Source organism: Nocardiopsis mangrovi, assembly GCF_042653925.1.
GTDB classification, from domain to species: Bacteria; Actinomycetota; Actinomycetes; order Streptosporangiales; family Streptosporangiaceae; genus Nocardiopsis_B; species Nocardiopsis_B mangrovi.
The window spans coordinates 144,943-164,499 of record NZ_JBHSFQ010000012.1 but is presented as its reverse complement, the minus strand read 5'-3'; the positions used below and the strand labels follow the sequence as shown (position 1 = coordinate 164,499).

16 protein-coding genes are annotated in these 19,557 nt (G+C 74.1%); 7 read left to right on the top strand and 9 right to left on the bottom strand.

From position 1 onward, the window contains the following. The first annotated feature begins 252 nt into the window (after positions 1-252). The gene (locus ACFO4E_RS14545; protein WP_378574821.1) at positions 253-1,800 is read left to right on the top strand and encodes an aldehyde dehydrogenase family protein; all 1,548 of its coding nucleotides are present in this window, start codon (positions 253-255) and stop codon (positions 1,798-1,800) included. A gap of 114 nt (positions 1,801-1,914) precedes the next feature. Here the strand turns inward: ACFO4E_RS14545 and ACFO4E_RS14540 are convergent, their stop codons facing one another. The 3 genes from ACFO4E_RS14540 to ACFO4E_RS14530 form a co-directional block, all read right to left on the bottom strand. After that, positions 1,915-3,504, bottom strand: coding sequence for a Na+/H+ antiporter (locus tag ACFO4E_RS14540; RefSeq protein ID WP_378574819.1), 1,590 nt, complete (start codon positions 3,502-3,504; stop codon positions 1,915-1,917). Positions 3,505-4,047: 543 nt separating this feature from the next. Continuing rightward, positions 4,048-5,418 (bottom strand): sensor histidine kinase, encoded by a 1,371-nt coding sequence (locus tag ACFO4E_RS14535; RefSeq protein ID WP_378574817.1) that lies wholly within the window; start codon positions 5,416-5,418, stop codon positions 4,048-4,050. Next, positions 5,415-6,080 (bottom strand): response regulator transcription factor, encoded by a 666-nt coding sequence (locus ACFO4E_RS14530; RefSeq protein ID WP_378574815.1) that lies wholly within the window; start codon positions 6,078-6,080, stop codon positions 5,415-5,417. The genes ACFO4E_RS14535 and ACFO4E_RS14530 overlap by 4 nt, the downstream gene beginning before the upstream one ends. 167 nt (positions 6,081-6,247) lie before the next feature. Between ACFO4E_RS14530 and ACFO4E_RS14525 the strand changes: the two genes are divergently transcribed. Further along, complete coding sequence (locus tag ACFO4E_RS14525) at positions 6,248-6,949, top strand: PepSY domain-containing protein (RefSeq protein WP_378574813.1); 702 nt, start codon at positions 6,248-6,250, stop codon at positions 6,947-6,949. Between the two features lie 28 nt (positions 6,950-6,977). Here the strand turns inward: ACFO4E_RS14525 and ACFO4E_RS14520 are convergent, their stop codons facing one another. Further along, the gene (locus ACFO4E_RS14520; RefSeq protein ID WP_378574811.1) at positions 6,978-7,901 is read right to left on the bottom strand and encodes an SDR family NAD(P)-dependent oxidoreductase; all 924 of its coding nucleotides are present in this window, start codon (positions 7,899-7,901) and stop codon (positions 6,978-6,980) included. A gap of 87 nt (positions 7,902-7,988) precedes the next feature. Here ACFO4E_RS14520 and ACFO4E_RS14515 point away from each other — a divergent pair, with 87 nt between their 5' ends. From ACFO4E_RS14515 to ACFO4E_RS14500, 4 genes are all read left to right on the top strand, one after another. Continuing rightward, positions 7,989-8,558 carry a TetR/AcrR family transcriptional regulator gene (locus ACFO4E_RS14515; protein ID WP_378574809.1) on the top strand — a complete coding sequence of 190 codons (570 nt, stop codon included), beginning with the start codon at positions 7,989-7,991 and terminating at the stop codon, positions 8,556-8,558. A gap of 66 nt (positions 8,559-8,624) precedes the next feature. Beyond that, on the top strand, positions 8,625-9,512 hold the full coding sequence (locus ACFO4E_RS14510) for a DUF2268 domain-containing putative Zn-dependent protease (protein ID WP_378574807.1): 888 nt from the start codon (positions 8,625-8,627) through the stop codon (positions 9,510-9,512). 53 nt (positions 9,513-9,565) lie between these two features. After that, positions 9,566-10,324, top strand: coding sequence for a MerR family transcriptional regulator (locus ACFO4E_RS14505; protein ID WP_378574805.1), 759 nt, complete (start codon positions 9,566-9,568; stop codon positions 10,322-10,324). A gap of 86 nt (positions 10,325-10,410) precedes the next feature. After that, positions 10,411-10,989: an HhH-GPD-type base excision DNA repair protein gene (locus tag ACFO4E_RS14500; protein ID WP_378574804.1), complete on the top strand. Its 579-nt coding sequence runs from the start codon at positions 10,411-10,413 to the stop codon at positions 10,987-10,989. 154 nt (positions 10,990-11,143) lie between these two features. Here ACFO4E_RS14500 and fdhD read toward each other — a convergent pair whose 3' ends face one another. The 5 genes from fdhD to ACFO4E_RS14475 all read right to left on the bottom strand — a co-directional run bounded on the left by fdhD (position 11,144) and on the right by ACFO4E_RS14475 (position 18,501). Beyond that, complete coding sequence (fdhD, locus tag ACFO4E_RS14495; RefSeq protein ID WP_378574802.1) at positions 11,144-12,004, bottom strand: formate dehydrogenase accessory sulfurtransferase FdhD; 861 nt, start codon at positions 12,002-12,004, stop codon at positions 11,144-11,146. Positions 12,005-12,112: 108 nt separating this feature from the next. After that, complete coding sequence (locus tag ACFO4E_RS14490) at positions 12,113-13,054, bottom strand: 2Fe-2S iron-sulfur cluster-binding protein (RefSeq protein WP_378574801.1); 942 nt, start codon at positions 13,052-13,054, stop codon at positions 12,113-12,115. Next, positions 13,051-15,021: an NAD(P)H-dependent oxidoreductase subunit E gene (locus tag ACFO4E_RS14485; RefSeq protein WP_378574799.1), complete on the bottom strand. Its 1,971-nt coding sequence runs from the start codon at positions 15,019-15,021 to the stop codon at positions 13,051-13,053. The genes ACFO4E_RS14490 and ACFO4E_RS14485 overlap by 4 nt, the downstream gene beginning before the upstream one ends. Positions 15,022-15,288: 267 nt before the next feature. Next, a complete protein-coding gene (locus ACFO4E_RS14480) occupies positions 15,289-17,241 on the bottom strand; it encodes a molybdopterin oxidoreductase family protein (RefSeq protein ID WP_378574797.1) in 1,953 nt (650 codons plus the stop codon). A 234-nt stretch (positions 17,242-17,475) separates the two neighbouring features. Continuing rightward, positions 17,476-18,501, bottom strand: a complete 1,026-nt coding sequence (locus tag ACFO4E_RS14475) for a 2-dehydropantoate 2-reductase (RefSeq protein ID WP_378574796.1) — start codon at positions 18,499-18,501, stop codon at positions 17,476-17,478. Between the two features lie 328 nt (positions 18,502-18,829). Between ACFO4E_RS14475 and ACFO4E_RS14470 the strand changes: the two genes are divergently transcribed. After that, the gene (locus ACFO4E_RS14470) at positions 18,830-19,525 is read left to right on the top strand and encodes a GntR family transcriptional regulator (RefSeq protein WP_378574794.1); all 696 of its coding nucleotides are present in this window, start codon (positions 18,830-18,832) and stop codon (positions 19,523-19,525) included. Positions 19,526-19,557: the final 32 nt, after the last annotated feature.

Here is a 19,557-nt window from a genome sequence, read left to right as displayed (position 1 = left end):
TGGGGCACGCCGGCGCGATCGTGTCGGGGTCGGCGGGGACCGCGGCGGCGAAGAAGGACGCGTTGGAGGCGGCCGGGGTGAAGGTCGGCAAGACCCCCACCGAAACCGCCGAACTCGCCCGCGCCCTCGTCAAAAGCGCGGCAACATCCGGCGCCGGCACATTCACGTGATGTTTCCGCGAACCGGCGAAATGCGGCCGTCGAAGGACCGGTTGCAGCAAGCGTCCCACCCCTTTCACCGCAGGAGAGTCGAATGACGCTCATGCTCAAGCCCGGGACCGAATGGGCCACCGTCTACCAGCGCTGCCGCGCCGTCGCCCCTGAGGCGTTCGGCGCCGACCGCGTGCACAACCACTGGGGTGGTGAGTGGCGCGCCGACGGCGCGCCGCGCGCCGCCTTCTCGCCCGTCGACGGCACCGAGATCGCCAGCCTGCCGATGGTCGGCCCCGACACCGCCGAGGCCGCCGTCCGCGCCGCTGCCGACGAGCACCGCAGGTGGCGCGCCGTCCCGCTGGCGCAGCGCCGCGCCCGCGTCCGCGCGACCCTGGACGCCTGGGGCGAGCACCGCGACCTGCTCGCGCTCGCCCTGGTGTGGGAGATCGGCAAGCCCTGGCGGCTCGCCCGCCAGGACGTCGACCGCGCGATCTCCGGCGTCGAGTGGTACCTCGACGAGATCGGCGGCATGCTCGACGGGCGAGCCCCGCTCGACGGCCCCGTCAGCAACATCGCCAGCTGGAACTACCCCATGAGCGTGCTCGCCCACGCCATGTGCGTGCAGGCGCTGGCCGGCAACGCGGCGATCGCCAAGACCCCCACCGACGGCGGGCTGGTCTGCCTGACCCTGGCGGTCGCGCTCGCCGCACGCGAGGGGCTGCCCTTCACCCTGGTCAGCGGGGGAGGCCGCGACCTCTCGCCGGTCCTGGTCCGCGCCCCGGAGATCGGCTGCGTCTCCTTCGTCGGCGGGCGCGACACCGGCGGCCAGGTCGCCACTGCACTGGCCGACCTCGGCAAGCGCCACATCCTGGAGCAGGAGGGCCTCAACTGCTGGGGCGTCTGGGAGTTCAGCGACTGGGACACCTTGAGCGCCCAGGTCCGCAAAACCTTCGACTACGCCAAGCAGCGCTGTACCGCCTACCCGCGCTTCATCGTGCAGCGCTCCCTGTTCGACCGCTTCCTGGCCGCCTACCTCCCGGCCGCCTCGGCGGTCCGCTTCGGGCACCCGCTGGCGGTGGAGTCCGCGGACGACGCCCTGCCCGAACTCGACTTCGGCCCGGTCATCAACGCCGCCAAGGCCAAGGACCTCACCCAGCAGGTCGCCGACGCCGTCTCCCGGGGCGCCGCGCCCCTGTACCGGGGGTCGCTGGAGGCCGCCCGCCTGCTCCCGGGCCAGAACACCGACGCCTACGTCGCCCCGGTGGCGCTCCTGGAGCCCCCGCGCTCCTCCCCGCTGTTCCACGCCGAGCCGTTCGGCCCCGTCGACTCCGTGGTCCTGGTCGACACCGAGGCCGAGCTGCTGGCCGCGATGAACGCGAGCAACGGCGCTCTGGTGTCCACGGTCTCCTGCGACGACCGGGAGACCGCCGAGCGCCTGGCGAGCGGCGTGCGGGCGTTCAAGGTCGGCATCAACCGCCCCCGCTCGCGGGGCGACCGCGACGAGCTGTTCGGCGGCTGGGGCGACTCCTGGCGCGGCGCCTTCGTCGGCGGCGAGCTGCTCGTCCACGCCGTCACGGAGGGCCCCGGCAACGAGCGCCTCCCGGGCAACTTCCCCGGCTACAGCCTGCACCCCGACTCCCACGCCTGACCCGGCGCCCCCGGAGGGGCCCGCGCTGCCCGCACACCACGGGAGCACGGGCCCCTCCGGTGGTGTGCCCGCGTGCGGTGAGGGCGGCAACACTCTGGGTGCCCGCTCCGACGCCTAGCCGATCGAGGGGTCGATGCGGGAGAGGCGGATCTCCTCGATGTCCAGGCGTGTCTGGATCTGCCGCAGCACGGTGTCGTCGATCCGCCGCTGGTCGCGGAGCCGGACGACGGTGGCGCGCTTGCGGCTCAGGAGGGCGAGCCGCAGGCGGGTGTACTCGCTGTCGAGCCGCAGGATCTCGTCGTCGGCGGATTCGCCGGTGTCGCGGGCGCGCAGGATCTCCAGGTGCTCCTCGTACTCCCCGCGAAGGCGATCGGCAACGGCCTGGTCGGTACCGAGGTTCGCCGCGACTTCGGGCAGCGCGTCCAGGGCCTCTTCCGCGGCGGTCACCTCGGCGAGCCGGCGCTCCTGCGTGACGCTGTCCCCGGGCAGCCGGGCCCAGCGCACGGTGGGTGCCAGGAGGAGCCCTTGGACGACCAGGGTGAGCGCGACGACGCCGGTCGTGATGAACACGATGAGGTCGCGTTCCGGGAACGGCGCTCCGGAGGAGAGCGTGGCGGGCACGGCCAGCGCGGCGGCCAGTGAGACGGCGCCGCGGAACCCGGCCATGGTGCTGACGGCGCGGGCACGGTTGCTGATCCGGCGCAGCCTCTGCTGGGGGCGGCGGTCGACGAGGCGGATCGTGTAGGCGGCGACCACGAGGAAGGCGAAGCGAACGGCGACGATGACGATGTAGACGGCGCCGACGCCGATCAGCGCCGTCCGCAGATCGGTGCTGACCAGGCCGCGCACCGCCGACTGGGCCTCGATCCCGACGAGCACGAAGAGCGCCCCGTTGATCAGGTAGGTCGCCAGCGTCCAGAACGCGATGGTCTGCTGACGGGTGGCGGCGGCCCCGATGCGCGGGCCGACCTGGGCCATGACCAGCCCGCAGACCACCACGGCGAGGACGCCGGATGCCCCGGCGAGTTCGGCGAGCAGGTAGGCGGTGAAGGGGAAGAGCAGGATCAGCACGCTGCCCAGCAGCGGATCCTCTATGCGGCGCCGGATGCGGACTCCGAGCCAGGAGATCAGCGCGCCGATGGCGATGCCGCCGATGTAGGCGACGGCGACCAGCCGGCCGATGTTCCCGATGCTCAGGTGCTCGGCCCCGATGGTGATGCCGACGGCGATGGCGTACAGGACGAGTGCGGTGCCGTCGTTGACCAGGCTCTCGGCCCTGAGCGCGGTGACGGTGCGGCGCGGCAGGCAGCGGGCGAGGACACCGACCGCGGTGGCGTCGGTGGGCGCGACCGCGGCGCCCAGGACCCAGGCCGGCCCCCACGGCAGGCCGAGCGCGTGCGCGGCGGCCGCGACGGCGGCGGCGGTGACGACCACCAGCAGCGTGCTGTTGAGGACGATGCCGCGCAGCGTGGCCCGGATCTCCCGCAGCGAGGTGGTCAGCGCCTCCCAGTAGAGCAGGACGGGCAGGAAGACCAGCAGCATCAGCTCGGGCGGCAGGTGCACCCTGCGCAGCTCGGACGCGAACCCCAGCGCGATGCCGGCGAGCAGCAGGAGCACCGGGGCGGCCACGCCGGTGCGCCGCGACAGCGCACCGCACACGAGGATGACCGCACCCAGGATCACGACCAGCGCGAGAGCCGCCACAGGGTCCCCCCTCCGCCTCGGCCGCACGCCCCGCGCTCCCATCATCCGCCCGGGTCGACGCCCCGGCCCGCCCCGACACTCGCCCCAAGCGCGCGAAGGGCGGCCCGCGCCCGGGCGGAGGCGCGGCGCGCGGCGGGAAGGGCGCGCCGCCACCGGGAGGCGCGTGGCACGCGGCGGCCGGAGGCCGCCCGCCGTTCTCGTCTCAGGCGCGTACACGCGCGGCGGGACACGCGGTTCCCGGAGGCCGCCGTGGCGGGCGAGCACGACGTGGTGCGGAGTCCGGCCGTGTCGCCGGCCGGCCCGAGGGTGGGGTGAGCGGTCCGGCCGCCCGGGGGAGCCGGGGCCCGGTCGCGCGGCGGGTCGTCCGCGGCGGCCGGGCGGGTGCTCCGGCCGCCGCACGCGGGTATGCGGTGGCGGGGCGCGGGGTTCGGCCGTGCTGCGGGTCGGCGGTCGAGGGCGGGTGGACCGGTGGCTTTCCGGTATCGGCCGCAGGGTGAGGGGTGGTCCGGCCGTCCCGGCCGCCAGGGGTGGGGCCGCGGGTGTTCAGGCGGTGGCGCGGGGGAGGGTGATCGTGACCGTTGTGCCGGACGGTCCGCTGTCGATCCCCACCGTTCCGCCCTGGGCCGCGACGAGGGACCGCACGATCGCCAGCCCCAAGCCGGCGATCCGCCCCGACCCGTCGGTGCGTGTGGTGACGAACGGCTCGAACACGTGGGGGAGGACGTCGGGATCGATCCCCGGGCCGTCGTCGGCCACGGTCAGCGCGACCGCGTCGTCCCCGCCCCGCGCGGCCACGCGTGCCCGCGTGCCCGCCGGGTTGTGGTCGACGGCGTTGGAGATCAGGTTGGCCAGGCACTGTTCGAGGCGGGCCGGGTCGCCGAGCAGGACCTCGGGCGGCGGCGCGTCGACGGTGACGGCGGAGGCGTGGGGCGGCGTCTCCGCCCGGGCGCGCACGGCGTCGAAGAGGTCGGGCAGGAACACCGGCTCGCGGCGGGCGTCGATCTCGTCGCCGCCCCGGGCGACGGCCATGAGGTCCTCCAGCACGCCGCGCAGCCGGTCGAGTTCGCCGCGGACCACCGCCGCCTCCGGGCCGCCCAAGAGCTCCAAGTGGCCCTCCGCGACGGCCAGGGGCGTGCGCACCTCATGGGAGATGGCGGCGAGGTAACGGCGCCGGCTCGTATCGGACTGCTCGATGCGCGCCAGCATCTGGTTGATCTCGGTCGCCAGTTCGGCGATCTCGTCGCGGGTCGCCGGAACGGGGACCCGGGTGGTGAGGTCATCGGGGGAGATCGCCTGGGCCGCGGCCGAGACCTCCCGGACGGGGTGCAGCGTGCGCCGCACCACGAGCCACAGCGCGACCCCGCCGCCGAGGACGCCGACCCCGCCGGCCAGCGCGGCGCGCAGCAGCACGGTGGCGGCCTCGTCCCGGCTCGGGTCCAGCGGTGCGGCGACCGTGACCACGACCACGGCCGTACCCGCTTCGTCCACGACGGAGGCGTCCAGGACCCGCAGCGGCCCCGCGCCGGTGTCGAGCGTACGCAGGCCGCTCTGCGTCTCCGGCGCGTCGCCGCCGCGCATGAGCGCGGCCACGCGGGCGGGACCGCCCGCGCTCTGGAGGCGTACGCCGTCGACCGTCACCAGGGACACGTGGCGGGCCCCGCTGGGCCGTACGGCGAGCGCCTGGCGGGCGGCGCGCTCCGCCTCGGGCCCGGACACCACGCCGTCGAGCCCCGCGGCGGAGGGCAGCCGGTCGGCGAGCGCGTCGCCGAGGAGCTCGGCCTCCTCACGCAGCAGGCGGTCGACGTCGGCCCGGCCCGACACGCGCACCAGTTCGTAGGTGAGTACGGCCACCCCGCCGATCACCAGCGCCATGACCAGCAGCGATCTGAGGATGACGCGGCCGGTGAGGCTCACCGGGCACCGTCGGCCAGCCGGTAGCCCACACCGCGTACCGTCTCGATGCGCTCGGCCCCGAGCTTGCGGCGCAGTTGGCTGACGTACACCTCGACCACGTTGGAGGCCCCGTCGAAGTCGTACCCCCACACCAGGTCGAGCAGGCGGGGCTGGGAGAACACCTGTCCGGGGTGGCGGATCAGCACCTCCAGCAGGGCGAACTCGCGTGCGGAGAGGGTGGCGGTGCGGCCGTCGGCCGACGCGGTGCGCGCCCCCAGGTCGAGGGTCACCCCGCCGGCGGCCAGGACGTCGCCGCGCTCCTGGCCGCCGGAGCGCAGCCGGGCCCGCACGCGGGCCAGGAGTTCGCTGAGGCTGAAGGGCTTGACCATGTAGTCGTCGGCTCCGGCGTCGAGGTTGGCGACCCGGTCGCTGACGGCGTCCTTGGCGGTGAGCACGATCACCGGCACCGAGGGGCGTCGCCGGCGGAGCCGGCGCAGTAGCTCCTCGCCGGGGATGCCCGGCAACCCGAGGTCGAGGATCAGGAGTTCGACATCGGGCGACAGCGCCATCGCCAGCCCGTCGACACCGTCGGAGGCGACCAGGACGCGGTGGCCGGCGGTCTCCAGGCCACGGCGCACGAACGAGACGATCCCCTGCTCGTCCTCCACCACCAGAATCGCCACCGCCGCAGCCCCCGCCCCGCCCGTTCCCCGCCGGATGGCCCCAGCGTCTCACGCGCCGCTGGACCGTCCCTGAGCGCAACCTGAAAACAGGCTTCAGGTCGCTTTCAGCCCCCGATCATCGCGGCGCCGGATGCTGGAACCGGAAACCACTGCGACAAGGAGGCACCATGCGCGGCCGAACGACGATCGTCCTCTCCTCGGTTGCCGGACTGGCGGCCCTCGGTACGGGCGCCTACCTGCTGGCCGACGATCCCGAGCACGCGATCGAGCCGATCCGGGTCAGCGGGGTCACCGCGGGTGAGGCGCCGGGCGGCGGCCCGGCGGACCAGACCGCGTCGACCCAGCCGGTGGCCGGGCTCGAACAGCTCGAGGGCGTGCTGAGCGCCGGGGACGACGTCGACGACTGGTACGTGTCCGGCGTCGAGGTCGACTTCGGCCCCGAGGAGTGGCTGCTGACGGACCCGGCGGTCCCCGGCCTCGACGGCGAGGGCGCCTCGGCGCCGGTCCTGGACGTCCTGCGTGGGCTGGAGGGCGGTGAGGTCACCCTCGGGGTGCGCTACGAGGACGACGACGACGGCGACCGGGACGACGCCGATGTGTACACGGTGAACGGGGCGTCCTACCGCGACCACGAGGGCGGCCCCGCGCCCTGGCAGGACACCGGCGACCGGCCCGAGGCCGACCGCGACGCGGTCGCCGCGGCGGCCGAGGCGGCGGTCGGCGACGGCGCCCGGGCCGGCGAGGTGGAGCGTACCCGCGAGGACGGGTGGGAGGGCTGGGACGTCGAGGTGCACGGCGCCGACGGCCGGGAGTACGAGGTCCTCCTCGACGCCACCGGCGAGGTCGTCGACACCCGCGCCGACGACTGAGCGCCGGGGCGCCCGCGGACCCGCCGGGTCACGGGGGCGCCCTGTTCGGCCGTCGAGCAGGTGCATGGTGGGGGCGGCGCCCGTCGGGCTCACCCGCCGGTGCCGGTCCGCGGCCGTTCGGGCGCGCCCGCCCTCCGCAGGGCTCGACCGCCGCGGCCAGGCGGGCGGCGTCGGCCTCGTCGCGGTCGCCGGCGGCGGGGGTGAGCCGCTTCGCGCCGCGGTAGGCGGCCCTTCCCGGGGAGGGGGCGTCGATGATGCCGATGATCGGGCGGACCGCGGCGTCCGGGCGCTGGCCGACCAGCGGTCCGAGGACCGCCGCGGCGACCTTCATGCCCGTCCCGGCGTCGCCGGCGAAGCCGGAACGGACGAGCCGGGACGGGCCCCAGGTCACGTAGGTGAGGCCCGGATCGTCGGCGGTGGCGCGGATGCCGAGCAGTTCGTTGGCGCGGCGCTGCTGGGCGTTGGACCGGGCGAAGGTGAACCCCTCGGTCATCTCCAGGTCGTCGAAGTCGATCGCGTCGGCCCGCGCGCCGGGAACGGCCGTGTTCACGACGACCGGCCGCCCGGCCGCGCGGAGGTTGGCCGCGAGCCCCGTGACGAGCAGGTACTTGGAGACGAAGAACAGCACCCAGGACGCCTCGTGCCCTTCGGGGGTGGTGTGCCGGCGCTGCCGGATGAACGAGGCCGCGAGGACCAGCGCGTCGATGCGCTCGTGGTCCGCCCGCACCCGCTCGGCCACGCGGCGGCTGTCGGCGACGGACGACAGGTCGGCCGCGACGAACTCCGCGCGCGACGCCGCCGACCGGTCGTCGTCCGCGACGGTCGCGAGCAGCGCCTCGAACTTGGTGCGGCTGCGCCCGACCACCACGACGCGGTCGCCCGCTGCCAGGAAGTGGCGTGCCAGCGCCGCTCCCATGCCGTCGGTCCCACCGGTGATCACGATCGTCCTCATGGCTCCGCCTCCACTCTTCCGGAACATGTGTTCCGCATCAGGTTAGCATTAATCGGAACCGATGTTCCGAATTGCTATAGTGAGGGGATGGCAGGGGATCGAGAGGACCGGAAGCAGCGGCGCGACGCCGTCGCCAACAGGGAGCGGATCCTGGCGGCCGCGCAAGCGGCCTTCCGGGACGGCGGCATGGCGGTGGACATGCGCGCCGTCGCCGCGGCGGCCGGCGTGGGCGTCGGCACCCTCTACCGGCACTTCCCCACCCGCGAGCACCTCGTGCAGGCGGCCACGGGGACCGACCTCGCCCAACTCGCGCAGGCGCGGCTCCCCGAGGGCGTCTCCGCGATCACGGGCCTCCGCGGGGTCTTCACCGCGACGGTCGGGCACCTCGCCGGGAACAAGGCGATGGTCGACCTCCTCGCCGCCGGGGCGCCGGCGGACGAGGACCTCCGGCGGTGCCTCGCGCACCTCACCGCGATCGGCCGGGAGGCGGTCGACCGCTCCCGGTCCGACCACACCCTCGCCGCGGATGTGACCGCCGACGACATCGCCTACCAGCTGCTCGGACTCATCCGCATCGCCCAGCTGCTCGCCGCCTCCGGACCGGGCGCGATGGACCACCAGATCGACCTGGCCCTCCGCGGCCTCGCCGCGACGTGACGGCCGGCACCGCCCCCGTTATTCCGGTTGACGTTGACGCTGCGGCAACCCCTACCGTCGGGGGACATGACGATCAACGTTCTCGACACCTATTCCGCCATGGGCCGGATCCTGCGGGCTCCGGCGGCCGACCGCGCCGCCCTGCTGGGCGCGATGCTCGAACCCCTCCGGGGCATGTACCGCTACGCCCCCGGGGAGATCGATCCGGTGGACATGCACCGGCAGTCGTTCGGGTTCCCGCTCGACCGCGACGAGGAGCGCTGCCTCGACGCACTGGAGACACTGGCGGCGGCCGGGGCGTGGGAGCGCATGCAGCGCGCCCTCGACGACGCCCTCGCCGTCCTGACGGAGGCGACACCGGGCCTGGAGGTTCCGGACACCACCGTGGCGGTGGTGCTCGGCGACCCCGGCGACGCCCTCTTCATGCGCCCCGCCCTCGGCCTGAGCGGGTTCGGGGGGATATCGGGCTATATCCTGATCACGCTCTGGCCGTTCCCCGAGAACGTCGACCGGGTGGAGGCCACCGCCGTACACGAGCTCCACCACAACCTGCGGTGGGGACCGGGCGGGGTCGTGTGGGACCCGATGACCGTCACCGTCGGCGACCACGTGATCGGGGAGGGCCTGGCCGACGCGTTCGCCCGCGAACTGCACGGCGAGGAGCGCGGCTACGCCCGGATCGGCGTGCCGCACCTGCACGACGACGAGGTCTTCACCAAGGTGGTGTCCGGGCTCGGCGTGACCGGCATGGAGAACTTCACGGCCTGGGTGCTCGGCGACGCCTTGGCGGAGCGCTTCGGCGGCACCGCGGTCGGGCTGCCGACGGGCGCCGGGTACGCGGTGGGCAACCGGCTGGTCGACACCTACCTGGAGGCCACAGGGCAGACCGCGGCGCAGGCTCTGCGGGCCGACAGCTCGGAGATCATCGCCACCGCGCTCGGCCGCGCGGGCTGACCGCCCGGCCCCGGCGGCGCTCCACCGCACGTTCCCGACAGCAGGAGTAGGCGATGGAGTGGACGATCCACGAGCTCGCGACCAGGGCGGGCGTCACGAGCCGCACCCTGCGCCACTACGACCGCATCGGTCTACTGGCGCCCTCCCGCGTGGGTGCGAACGGCTACCGCTACTACGGTTCGGCCGCGGCCGCGCGGCTCCAGCGGATCCTGCTGCTGCGCCGGCTGGGACTCGGCCTGGCGGCCATCGCCGGGGTCCTGGCCGAGGAGGTCGACGAGTTCGACGGCCTCCGGGCGCACATCGAGGAACTGGAGGGCGAGCGCGACCGGATCGAGCGGCAGATCCGGGCCGCGCACCGGACGCTCGAGGCCCTCCGGGCCGGGGCCGAACCGAGCATGGACGCGGTACTCAGCGGCTTCAACGACGACTACGAGCACGAGGTGGTCGAGCGCTGGGGCGAGCACGCCTTCCGGGTCAGCAACGACTGGTGGCACGCGAAGAGCATCGAGCAGCAGCGGGCCTGGCAACGGGACGCCGACGACCTCGTGGCCTCCTGGATCGCCGTCTGGAAGGCCGGGGTCGCTCCGACGGCGGAGCGCGCGCAGTCGATGGCCGCCCGGCACGTCCGGTGGCTGAGCGCGATCCCCGGCACCCCCACGGCCGAGGGCGACCGGGAGCGCTCGATCCTGATGGTGAAGGGCCTGGGCGACATGTACGTCGGCGACCCCCGCTTCTCGGCCATGTACCAGGATGCCGAGGGCGCGGGGTTCGTCCGCGACGCGCTGCACGCGTACGCGCGGACGCGGATGTAGGCCGCGCCCTGCTGTCCGCGCGCCGTTCCGGCGCGTGCGGCGGGTCGCCGTCGGCGGGGGAGCGGGGTCCTTGGGAGGATGCGGGCATGACGACGACGCTGCACCTGGCCGGAGAGGCCGGCGCCGACGAGCTGCTGGCCGCCGAACCGCTGGCCCTGCTCATCGGGATGCTCCTGGACCAGCAGATCGCGATGGAGACGGCCTTCGCCGGGCCCAAGAAGGTGGCCGACCGGCTCGGCGACGGCCTCGACCCCCGCCACATCGCCTCGATCGACCCCGACGCGTTCGCGGCGATCTGCGCGGAGCCGCCCGCGGTGCACCGCTACCCGGGCTCGATGGCCAAGCGCATCCAGGCGCTCTGCGCCTACATCGACGAGCACTACGACGGGGTCGCCGAGCGGCTGTGGACCGACGGCGCGCCCGACGGCCGCGAGGTCCTGCGCCGGTTCAAGGCGCTGCCGGGCTACGGCGACCAGAAGGCCCGCATCCTCCTCGCGCTCCTGGGCAAGCAGTTCGGGCTGGAGGCCGAGGGCTGGCGGGCGGCGGCCGGGGAGTACGGCGAGGAGGGCGCGCGCCGCTCCATCGCCGACGTCGTCGACGAGCAGACGCTCGCCGAGGTGCGCGCCAACAAGAAGGCCATGAAGGCCGCGGCGAAGAAGCGCTGACCGGCGCCCGGGTGCGGCCCGCCCCCGCGGGGCCGCCGGGCCGCCCGCGGATCCGGGGCCCCGCGGGTCGGGCGGGCGAAGTGTCGGGACCGGCCGGCGCTGGGGGCTGGATCACGCCGGCCGGTCTCCGCGCCTACCGTCCCGGCCGGCGGATTCACCCTGGGGCCGCCATCGGCGTCGTGGACGCCTTCTCCAGGGTGATCCGATGCCGGCCGGCGTAGACGTTCATCGAAGTGCCGCGGAGGAACCCGACGAGGGTCAGGCCGGAATCGGCCGCCAGGTCCACCGCGAGCGAGGACGGCGCCGACACCGCCGCGAGCACGGGAAGGCCCGCCATCAGCGCCTTCTGCGCCAGCTCGAAGGACGCGCGCCCCGACACCATCAGGGCGTGCTCGCGCAGCGGCAGCCGGTCCTCGCGCACCGCCCACCCCACGAGCTTGTCGACCGCGTTGTGCCGCCCCACGTCCTCGCGCACCGCGAGCATCTCCCCCTCGGGCGTGAACAGCCCGGCGGCGTGCAGCCCGCCCGTGCGGTCGAAGACCCGCTGCGCGTCGCGCAGGCGGTCGGGCATCTCCGCCAGGGTCGCGACGCCGAAGCGCACCGGGTCCTCGGCGACCGACCAGGAGGCGGTCGTGGCGACCGCCTCCAGGCTCGCCTTGCCGCACAATCCGCAGGAGGAGGTCGTGTAGAAGTTGCGTTCCAGGGTCATATCGGGGACCGCGACGCCGGGGGACAGGCTCACGTCGAGCACGTTGTAGGTGTTCGACCCGTCCTCGGTGGCGCCGGCGCAGTAGCGGATGGCGGCGATGTCCGCGGCGGAGGTGATCACCCCTTCGCTCACCAGGAACCCCGCGGCGAGGTCGAAGTCGTGGCCCGGCGTGCGCATGGTGACGGTGAGCGCCCGGCCGTTCAGCCGGATCTCCAGCGGCTCCTCCACCACGAGGGTGTCGACGCGGCTGCCGACCGTGCCGCCGCGGATGCGGAGGACCTTCTCGCGGACCGTGACGCGTCCCATGATCCCTATGCCTTTCCGGCGCCGTACGCGCCCGGCCGGGCGGCCGGGCGCCGGAGCGGTCCCCCGGCCCGGCGCCTTTCAGTCGTCATCCGTCGTCATATGCCGTTCTCAGTCGCGCCGTCGCTGCTGCACGTGCTGGAACCCGAACCGGCCCTTGATGCACAGGTTGCCGTGGGTCACCGGGTTGTCGTGGGGCGAGGAGACCTTGACGATCTCGTTGTCCTGGACGTGCAGGGTGACGTTGCAGCCCACCCCGCAGTAGGTGCACACGGTGGTGGTCTGGCTCTGGCGCTCTTCGTCCCAGGTGCCTTCGGCGCGCATGTCGAACTCGGTCGAGAACGACAGCGCACCCGTGGGGCACACCTCGATGCAGTTGCCGCAGTAGACGCACGCGGAGTCGGGCAGGGCGACGTCGTGCTCGGTGGAGACCCGGGCGTCGAACCCGCGGCCGGCGATGCCGATCGCGAAGGTGTTCTGCCACTGCTCGCCGCAGGCGTCCACGCACTTGTAGCACATGATGCACTTGCCGTAGTCGCGCACGTAGAGGTCGTTGTCGACCTTGGCCGGCTGCTCCACGGTGGCCGCGACGCTGCCGTCCCCCGCGTGGTGCTCCCCGGCGTGGCGGGAGTCGCGCTCGCCCAGCGGAGCGGGTTCGGCGCGGGGGCCGAAGCGCTCGGGCCGGGCCTCGTAGCGCTCCATCCACTCCGGGACATCGGGGGTCGTGGACAGGTCGACCGACGAGCCGAGGAGTTCGAGGACCATCTTGCGGCTGTGGCGGACCCGCTCGGAGTCGGTGGCCACCGTCATCCCCGGCTCGACGGCGCGCGAGCAGGCGGGGGCGAGGGTGCGGGCCCCCTCGACCTCGACCACGCACACCCGGCAGGCGTTCTTCGGTGTCAGGGTGTCGCCGTAGCACAGGGTCGGCACATCGGTGCCCACGGCCGTGCAGGCGTCGAGGATGGTGGCGCCCTCGGGCACCCGAACCTCGCGTCCGTCGACGGTGATGTCGACCAGTCGTCGTGGCGCGTCCAGGGATACGGGGGTAGTCACCTGACCTCCTTCAACGTCGTTTCCTCGGGGCCGAAGACGCCCAAGCGGTCGATGGCCGACTCAACGGCGTTCCACGCGGTCTGGCCCAGGCCGCAGATCGAGGCGTCGCGCATCGCCGCGCCCACTTCGCGCAGCAGCGCGAGGTCGGTGCGGCGCGGCCCGGTGCCCAGGGACAGGCGCTGTAGCGCCTCCTCCTGGCGGACCGTGCCCACCCGGCAGGGCACGCACTGCCCGCACGACTCGTCGCGGAAGAACGCGGCGATGCGGACCAGGATGGCCGCCAGGTCGACGGTGTCGTCCAGGACCAGCACCACGCCCGACCCCAGGGTGGCCCCCGCTTCGCGGGCGCCCTCGAAGGTGAGCGGGATGTCGAGTTCGTCGGCGCGGACGAACCCGCCGGCGGCGCCGCCGAGCAGGACGGCGCGCAGCGGCGCGGGGCCGGCGCCGCCGGCCAGGGTGAGGAGTTCGCGCAGGGTGGCCCCGAACGGCACCTCGTAGACCCCGGGCCGGCGCACCGAACCCGAGACGCAGAACAGTTTGGGGCCCGTGGAGCGGCCGGTGCCGATGCCCGCGTAGGCGGGCCCGCCCATGAGCACGATCGGCAGGACGTTGACCAGGGTCTCCACGTTGTTGATCGCGGTGGGGCGGCCGAACAGCCCGCGCTCGACCGGGAAGGGCGGCTTGCTGCGGGGTTCGCCGCGCCGGCCCTCGATCGAGTTGAAGATCGCGGTCTCCTCGCCGCAGATGTAGGCTCCGGCACCGCGGCGGATCTCGATGTCGAAGTCGAACCCGGAGCCCAGGATGTCGGTGCCCAGCAGGCCGCGGTCGCGGGCGCGGGCGATCGCGTTCTCCAGGCGCGACAGCGCCCGCGGGTACTCCCCGCGGATGTAGAGGTAGCCGGTCGCCGCGCCGTTGGCGTAGCCCGCGATGGTCATCGCCTCGATGACGGAGAACGGGTCGCCCTCCATGAGCACGCGGTCCTTGAACGTGCCGGGCTCGCTCTCGTCGGCGTTGCAGACGATGTAGCGGGGGGTTTCGGGGCGCCGGGCCGTGGCCTCCCACTTGCGGCCGGTGGGGAAGGCGGCGCCGCCGCGTCCGACCAGGCCGGAGTCGGAGACCTCGCGGATGACCCCGGAAGGGCCGAGGCGCAGCGCCTCGCGGAGCGCGGCGTAGCCGCCGTGGGAGCGGTAGTCGTCGAGGCTCTCGGGGTCGACCACTCCGACGCGGCGCAGCAGGATCAGCCCGGGGTCGCCGGACTGGGGCACGGCCGTGCCCGCGTCGGGCTCGGGCGCGGGGCCCGGCAGCGGGGCGGGGGAGAAGGTGGTGGTGCGCGGGCGGCGGTGGCCGTTGGCGGACGCGGGTGCGGCGGGTGCGGCGCCGTCGCCATCGCGGGTTCCGGTATCGGCGGGCGCGTCGAGCAGGTCGGCGGCCTCGGCCGGGGCCGCCACGGAGTAGGCGGGCGGGTCGCCGGCCTCGATGGTCAGGGCGGCCGGTGCGCGCTCGCACAGCCCCAGGCAGGGGCTCTCGTGCCAGACGAGGCCGGCGTCGGGGTCGGCGGAGCCGGCGGCGCCCGCGCGCTCGGTCATCGCCGCGCACAGGCGGTCGGATCCGGCGGCGGCGCAGGCGATGTCGGTGCACACGTGCACCACCCGCCGGGGGCGGCGCTCCATGGCGAACATGGCGTAGAACGAGGCGACCCCGTAGGCCTCGGCGGGCGGCAGGGTCAGCCGGCGGCAGATGTAGTCCAGGGCCTCCCGGCTGATCCAGCCGACGCGGTCGTTGACGGCGTGCAGCGCGGGCAGCAGCAGGTCGCGGCGCCCGCGCGCGGCGTGGCCGCCGTGGGCGAAGCGGAGGTCGGATGCCTGGCGCTCGCCGCCGTCCCACCCCGATTCCGGGGGGCCGAGGACGGCGTCCACGGCCGCCCGCTCGGTGTCGGTCGGCGGAGCGTCCAGGAAGTGCAAGTCCACGTGCCCGGTCACCTCGAATTCCGTGTAAGCCAGATCACAGCACTTTGTATACGGGCTACAGTATGCTCCGCGTTCGATCTCTCGGCAAGACCCTGTACCCGGTGGGTCACCCGGGATGTCGGCCGCGCGCCGCGCGGCCGGGTCCTGCCGCCGTCGACACAGGTCAGGAGCGGCGCGGAAGAAGGCGCCGTGCGCGCCCGCTCCGCGCGGAGGGCGCCCCGCCGCGCCGGGGGCGGCGCGGCGGGACGCACGTGCGTGGGCGGCGGGCTAGGTCGCCGCCGCGACGGCTTCGCCGTCCGGGGCGGGCTGGGCGACCTTCTCGATGCGCACCGCCGCCGCCTTGTACTCCGCCGTCCCCGCGATGGGGTCGGTGGCGTCCAGGGTCAGCAGCTGGGTGTCGACCTGGTCGGGGAAGTGGAAGGTCATGAACACCAGCCCGGCCCGCATTGACGAGGTCACCGACGCCGGCACGAGCACCGAGCCGCGCCGCGACGACACGCGCACGATCTCGCCGTCGGCCACGCCCAGCAGCTCGGCGTCCTCGGGCGAGATGTCGAGCAGCTCGCCCCGCCGCAGCGGCGAGGAGAACCCGCTCGTCTGCACCCCGGTGTTGTAGTCGTCGAGCCGGCGCCCCGTGGTGAGCCGGAACGGGAAGTCGTCGTCGAGCAGGTCGACCGGCGGGGAGTGGCCGACCAGGCCGAACGGCGCGGGGATGCCCCGCTCAACGGGGTCGGCCGACCACAGCCGGGCGTGCAGGTAGCCCGGTTCGAGCGTGTCCTCGGAGTAGCAGGGCCACTGGATGCCGTGGTGCTCCTCCAAGCGGGCGTAGGTCATGCCCCGGTGGATGGGCGACAGGGAGCGCAGCTCGTCCCAGACCTCCTCGGCCGAGGGGTACTGCCACGGGTGGCCCATCCGCTGGGCGAGGTCGCAGATGATGTGGATGTCGTCGCGGGCCCCCGGTGGCGGGTCCAGCGCCTTGCGCACGAGCTGCACGCGCCGCTCGCTGTTGGTGAAGGTCCCGTCGGACTCGCACCACGACGCGCTCGCCGGGAGCACGATGTCGGCCAGCTCGGCGGTGCGGGTGAGGAGGATGTCCTGCACCACCAGGTGGTCGAGCGACTCCAGGCGGCGGGTGGTCTTGAGCGTCTCGGGCTCGGACTGCACCGGGTTCTCGCCGATGACGTAGAGCGCCTTCAGCTCGCCCTCGTCCATCGCCTCGAACATCTGGGTGAGCGTCTTGCCCTTGTGCGGCTGGATGTCGGTGTTCCACGCCTTCTCGAACCGGCCGCGAACCTCGGGGTCGAGGATGTCCTGGAACCCGGCCAGGCGGTCGGGGATGGCGCCCATGTCGCCGCCGCCCTGCACGTTGTTCTGGCCGCGCAGGGGCTGGAGGCCGGAGCCGGGCCGGCCGACATGCCCGGTGAGCAGGGAGAGGTTGATGAGCGCCCGGACGTTGTCGGTGGCGTTGTGGTGCTCGGTGATACCGAGCGTCCAGCTCAGCTGGGCCCGCTCGGCGCGGGCGTAGGCGTGGGCCAGCTCGCGGATCGCCTCGGCCGGGACCCCGGTCTCGGCCTCGGCGGCGGCCAGCGTCCACGGCTCGACCAGCTCGCGGTACTCCTCGAAGCCGGTGGTGCCGCGCTGCACGAAGGTCTCGTTGACCAGGCCGGCGTGGATGATCTCGCGGCCGATCGCGTGCGCGAGCGGGATGTCGGTGCCGACGTTGAGCCCGAGCCAGCGGTCGGCCCATTCGGCCGACGACGTGCGCCGCGGGTCGACCACGTAGAGGCGGGCGCCCTTGTGCACGCCCTTGAGTACGTGCTGGAAGAAGATCGGGTGGGCGAAGCGGGGGTTGCCGCCCCACACGATGATCAGGTCGGTGTCCTCGACATCGGAGTAGGAGGACGTGCCGCCGCCCGAGCCGAAGGCCGCGGACAGCCCGGCCACACTCGGGGCGTGGCAGGTGCGGTTGCAGGAGTCGACGTTGTTGGTGCCGACGACGACGCGGGTGAACTTCTGTGCGACGAAGTTCATCTCGTTGGTCGCCCGGGCACAGGAGAGCATGCCGAAGGCGTTGGCGCCGTGCCGCCGGACACTGTCGGTGAAGGCGGCGGCGGCGCGGTCCAGGGCCTCCTCCCAGGAGGCCGGACGCAGCTCACCGCCCTCGCGGACGAGGGGGTGGGAGAGCCGTTCGTAGGAGGTGGGCTGGCGGTCCGATCGCATCTCGGCCTCGCTTGGGTCGTCGTGGCCACGGGTCATCGATTACAGAGATTGTCTACAGTATGCGTGGATTCGGACTGGCGGCAAGGCCGCCCGGCGCGGCGTGCGCAGGCGCGGGGCGGCGCGCCCCCTGCGCTCCGCGGGGCGGCGGGGACCTCCAGCTTCGCACGCGGCCGCCCCCGAGAGGAGGCCGCCGTGCCGATCGCGCCGGTGGGCACGGCCCGCCGCCCCGGGCACTCAAGCCGCCGACGTGCCGGCGCCGGTGCGCGCCGCCGGCACCGGAACGGCCGTCCCGTCGATGAGCCGCTGGTTGAGCAGCCGCGCCACCGCGTCCACCGACCGCAGGGTCGGCACCTCGGCGCCGGTCAGGTCCGCCAGCTCGACCACGGCCGTCAGGATCACGTCCAGCTCCATGGGCCGGCCGCGCTCGACGTCGTGCAGGGTGGAGGTGCGGTGGTCGCCGGCGCGCTCCGCCCCGGCCAGCCGGCGCTCGATCGAGATCCCGGGGCGGATGCCCAATCGGGCGGCCACCTCCAGCGTCTCGGTCATCATGGCCCGGGCGAGGGCGCGGGTGGACCGGTCGCCGCAGATCTGCGCCATCGTCGACCGGGTCAGGGCGCTGAGCGGGTTGAAGGTGATGTTGCCCATCAGCTTCACCCAGACGTCCTCGCGGATCTCGGGCTCGATGGGGCACTTCAGCCCGCCCGCGACCATGGCGTCGCTGAAGGCGCGGCAGCGGTCGGAGACCTCCCCGCTGGGTTCGCCGATGGAGAACCGGGTCCCCTCCAGGTGCCGGATGACACCAGGGCCGGCGATCTCGGTCGCGGCGTAGACGACGCAGCCGATGGCGCGCTCGACCGGGATCGCCCGGCTGACCGACCCGCCAGGGTCGACCGTGTGCACGCGCCGGCCGGCGAGCGGGCCGCCCATGCCGTGGAAGTACCACCAGGGGATGCCGTTCTGGGCGGCGACCACGGCGGTGGCCGGCCCCATCAGCGGGCGCAGCATCGCGCCCGCGTCGGCATAGTGCTGGGCCTTGAGGCCGAGGAAGACGTAGTCGACCGGCCCGACCTCGGCCGGGTCGGAGGTGGCGTGCGGACGTGCGGTGAAGTCGCCTCGCGGGCTGAGGACCCGGACGCCGTCGGCGCGGAGCGCCTCCAGGTGGGCTCCACGGGCGATGAGGTGGACGTCGGCCCCGCCGCGGTGCAGTGCGGCACCCGCGTAGGCGCCGATAGCGCCGGCGCCCAGAACGGCGATGCGCATGAGCGCTCCCTTCTCTCGGGGGACGGAAAGTGTATACAGTATGCTAAGCAAGCGCGGTCGTGTCAGTGGCACTTTCGACGGAGAAGGAACGTGCGACCTGGCGGGAACGGGAAGTTCTCCGGTTCTTCTCGCCGGTCCGCGGCCCCCGGGTCGCCGGGGGTGGGGGCTCCGCGGGGATGCCGCCGGCCACCGCCTGCGTGGTCGCGGGGCTCCGCCGCCAGCGGAGCCCGCGGCCGTCGTGCCGACGGCACGCGGCGCGGCAGGCTGAGAAAGATATGGGATTTCGTAGACTGTCTACACCATCCGTGACGGACCCGGAGTGACGCTTATGACCTCTCAGCCGTTGAAGGCCGCGGTGGCCGGGCGGGTGCAGCGGCCCGTCCCGCTGCGCGAAGCCGTCTACGAGGCGATTCTCGAACTGATCATCACCCGCGAGCTGCCGCCGGGCCGCCACCTGGTCGAGAGCGAACTCGCCGCCCAGCTCGGCGTCTCCCGCCAGCCCGTGCGCGAAGCCCTGCAGCGGCTCAACAACGAGGGCTGGGTCGACCTCCGCCCAGGCTACGGCGCCTTCGTGCACACCCCCACCGAGAGCGAGGCCGACCAGCTCCTCGCCGTCCGCGCCCTGCTGGAGACCGAATCCGCCCGCCTGGCCGCCCGCAACGCCGGCGCCCCTGAGATCGCGCTGCTGCGCGAGCTGTGCCGCGCCGGCGCCGACGCGGTGGGCGACGACGACGTCGACGCGGTGGTCACCGCCAACGCCGACTTCCACCGCGGCGTCATCCGCGCGTCGGGCAACAGCGTCCTGGCCGAACTCGCCGCCCAGGTCGACCGCCGCGTGCGCTGGTACTACGCCCCGATCGCCCGCGCCCGCGGCATGGCCTCCTGGCACGAGCACGCCCTGATCATCGACGCCATCACCGCCCGCAACGAGGACGAGGCGGCCCGCCTCATGCGCGACCACACCGAGCGCACCCGCCGCACCTACCACGACCGCATCGACCACCCCGGCGGCGACGAGGAGTAGCCGCGGCCCCGACCGGACCGGCGCCCCCGACC